We start from the raw sequence: 341 nt of genomic DNA, 5'->3' as shown, positions 1-341 counted from the left end.
CGCTAGAGCAAGGCTCCATTGTGTTGATTGGCCCTGTTGCCGGTTCCGTTACCGGAGAGTGCTTTAATCTTGTTTCAGAAGAACTTGCCACACAGGTGGCCATTAAATTAAGCGCCGACAAGTTGATCGGGTTTAGCTCAGACCAAGGCTATATCAAGCCTAATGGAGAGGTTGCAGCAGAGTTATTCCCTCATGAGGTGGAGCATATTCTACAACAAGAGGTGAATAACAACGCCCCAAGCACTCATCGCTTCTTGCAGGCGGCAGTCAAAGCGTGCCGTAAAGGGGTGCAACGTAGCCACTTAGTCAGCTATGTGGATGATGGAGCCTTGATCCAAGAG

1 pseudogene is annotated in these 341 nt (G+C 49.9%); it reads left to right on the top strand.

What is annotated here, in order from left to right:
• Nucleotides 1-341 (top strand): annotated as a pseudogene (locus tag AB4585_RS29545) (amino-acid N-acetyltransferase); the annotation flags it as partial.

It is taken from the genome of Vibrio sp. 10N.222.49.C9 (assembly GCF_041474985.1).
Classification (GTDB): Bacteria; Pseudomonadota; Gammaproteobacteria; order Enterobacterales; family Vibrionaceae; genus Vibrio; species Vibrio crassostreae_C.
This window is presented reverse-complemented; position numbering and strand designations above follow the sequence as displayed.